This window comes from Actinosynnema sp., assembly GCF_052038725.1.
On record NZ_JBQGCX010000298.1, the window covers coordinates 1 to 2898 of the forward strand.

3 protein-coding genes are annotated in these 2898 nt (G+C 72.0%); all 3 read right to left on the minus strand.

The genetic code is table 11. The features are described from left to right. Positions 1–503 (minus strand): class I SAM-dependent methyltransferase (locus tag ACTUAL_RS05910; RefSeq protein ID WP_440899532.1); only part of this gene is annotated, 503 nt, incomplete at its 3' end. 53 nt (positions 504–556) lie between these two features. Beyond that, positions 557–1258 (minus strand): tRNA-dependent cyclodipeptide synthase, encoded by a 702-nt coding sequence (locus ACTUAL_RS05915; RefSeq protein WP_440899533.1) that lies wholly within the window; start codon positions 1256–1258, stop codon positions 557–559. Next, positions 1255–2859, minus strand: a complete 1605-nt coding sequence (locus tag ACTUAL_RS05920) for a class I adenylate-forming enzyme family protein (RefSeq protein WP_232519967.1) — start codon at positions 2857–2859, stop codon at positions 1255–1257. Before ACTUAL_RS05920 ends, ACTUAL_RS05915 begins: the two co-directional genes overlap by 4 nt. Between the last annotated feature and the right edge of the window lie 39 nt (positions 2860–2898).

Below are 2898 nucleotides of genomic sequence, written 5' to 3' on the forward strand. Positions count from 1 at the left end.
TCCAGCAGCCCCACCGGCCGGTCCACGAAGAACCCGAAGTCGCGGGCCGCCTCGTTGTCGCAGTCCGCGTTCCCCACGTACGCCAGCAACCGCCCACCGGGGGCCAGGTTCGAGGCGATCTGCGCGCACATGCCGTCCAGCGCCTCCCGGCTGCCCGCGTAGTGCAGCACGTTCACCGCGACGACCACGTCGAACTCGCCCAGCGCGGGCATCGTCGCCGCGTCGTGCACGTGGTAGCGCACCCCCAGCGGGCGCGCCGCCTCGGCGGCCTCGGCCAACCGGATCATCCCGGCCGACGAGTCGGTGCCCACCACCTCGGTCGCGCCGCGCTCGGCGACCAGCCGGGCGTAGATCCCGTCCCCGCACCCGACGTCCAGCACCCGCTTGCCCTCCACCGGGCCCAGCGCGCGGAAGAACGACGGGAACTCCACGTGCTCCCGGTAGAAGCCGATCGCCTTCTCGATGTCGCCGAGCTTCTCGGCCAGCGAGTCGTACTGCGTCATGGAACCCCCAGTCCGTGTCGTGGAACCGCAGTGCCCGTCGTGCCGGGCGGGTGTCAGCCCGCCGGGCGGATGGTGGCGTACGCCTGGCGCGGGGACGCCCGCAGCAGGGACGCGCCGGAGAAGACCACCTCGGCCAGCGGGAGCTTGCGGTGGTAGAAGTTCACCGACGTCGGCACGTCGAAGATCTCGCTGGACGCCAGGAAGAACGGCAGCTCGGCGAGCAGGTACCGCATGGCCCGCTCCACCTGCTCGTCGCTGGCCGTGCCCCGGTACCCCTTGAGGGCCAGCACCTCCCGGCTCATCTCGGCGCTGGTGCCCCACAGCACCTCGTCCTCGCGCAGCGCCCGCTCGCACTCGGCCAGCCGCGCCCGGTACACCTCGCCGTCCTCCAGCTCCGACATCAGGTTCAGCCCGTCGCCGGGCCGAGGCCCGCCTGCCTCCTCCCAGGCCCGGCCGACCCGGTTGCGCAGCACGTTGATCGCCGCGCGCGCCGTGCGCTCGGCCCGCCGCTCCTCGTAGCCCAGCGCCAGGTAGGTGTGCACCAGCGCCGAGTCCGGGATGACCACGTCGATCCGGTCGGACTCGCCGCGCAGCCACCCGAACAGCTCCGCCATCCTGGGCACCTGGAAGTAGCTGTTGCCGGGGCTCACGCCGAACACCACGTGCTCGCGCCGCTCCCAGATCAGCCGCGACTCCTCGGTGAACGGCTCGACGGTGAACGCGCCCCGCCGGTCGGGCTCGGGCGCGGCGCTCACGTCCACCGCCCGTGACCGGGGCTGCCCACGCCGTCCAGGTGCCGCCTGCGCAGCTCCTGCCGCAGGATCTTGCCGGTGCCGGTCCTGGGCATGTCCTCGAAGTCGATCACGACGGGCTCCGCCAGCTCGGGCACCCCGCGCACCGCGGCGCGCCACCGCTCCCGGTCCAGCTCGCCGCCCGGCGCGGCCACGACCGGCACCGGCGGGCCGTCCGGCACCGGCAGCAGCGCCACGTCGTGGCCCCTGGGCAGGCGCTCCACGATCACGTCCTCGTGCTCCAGGCAGCTTCCGCCCGGCGTGTGGTTCACCTCCCGGTCCAGCAGCATGAGCGCGCCGGTCCTGGTCATCAGCCCGATGTCGCCGGTGTTCCACCACTCCCCGACGGCCTTCTCGCGCCACCGCTCGGGTTCCTTGTAGTAGCCGACGCAGCGGGCCTTGGTCTTGGCCAGCACCACCCCCGGCTGCCCGGTCGGCACCGGCCGGAACGTCTCCGGGTCCACGACCTTCAGCTCCACGAACCCCGGCATGGGCCGCCCGACCTTGCGCGGTCCGGGGTTCTCGTCGCGCCGCTTGTTCGCCCGGTAGCGGGTGATCATGGTCATCCCCATGCCGCCGGTCTCCGACTGCCCGTAGCCCTCGCGCCACACCGGGAACCGGTGCCTCGAGGCGTTCAGGAACACCCGGATCACCGACCAGCGCATGGCGTCGAAGTTGCCGATGAACATGCGCACGGCGGCGAACGCGTCGCCGCCGTTCTCGTCGGCGAGCGGCATCAGCCTCTGGAAGTCGATCGGCAGCGCCTCGATCACGGTGGGCCGGTGCTGCCGCAGCAGCGGGCCGACCACCTCGGGGTCGTTCTCGCTCACCAGCAGGGTCGTCGCGGGCGAGAGCGTGAGCACCGAGTAGATCCAGGTGAACGCGCGGGCGTGCACGTACGGCAGGAACATCGCGGCGACGTCGTCGCGGGTGAAGGTGAGCGGCGGCAGCTTGCGGCACTCCAGCCGTGCCATCTGCCCCTGGAGCTTCTCCGGGGTGTACATGATCAGCTTCGGGATGCCGGTCGTGCCCGAGGTGTGGGTGAGCATCATCAGCTCGTCGTCGCCGCGCGGCACGAACTCGGGCGTCGGCCCGCCGAGCAGGTCGGTCAGGCGCAGCGCGCCGGGCACGTCCCCGTCGAGGCACAGCGTCCGCTCGGCGAACGCGGAGAGCAGCTCCCCGTTCGAGTCCTCCTCCTCCAGCAGCCGCCGGGTGCCGATCAGCAGCGACGGCTCCACGCGCTGGAGCAGCGGGCGCGCGGTGTCCGGCGGCAGCAGGCCCGACAGCATCACCGGGATCGCGCCCACCCGGACCGCCGCGGCGGCGATCAGCAGGCAGTCGAAGTGGTTCTCCTTATACACCGCGACCCGGTCGCCCGCCCGCACGCCCGCCGCGTGCAGGGCGCCCGCCGTGTTCCGGACGATCTCCGCGAGCGCCGGGAGGTCGACGATCGACTGCCCCGACGGGTCGATGTCCATGGGACGGCTCAGCCGGAAGAACATCGGTTTCCCGATCTGCGCCCTGCGGTCGAACAGGAGCCCGAGACTTGTTTTCCACAATTGCATGCCTGACATTGATCCCCCATGCGGTCGAAAATTCGACGC

What these genes read in the sequence shown, in the direction of transcription:
- ACTUAL_RS05920 (WP_232519967.1), bottom strand. Translation starts at nt 2,859, where the DNA reads ATGCAATTGTGGAAAACAAGTCTCGGGCTCCTGTTCGACCGCAGGGCG.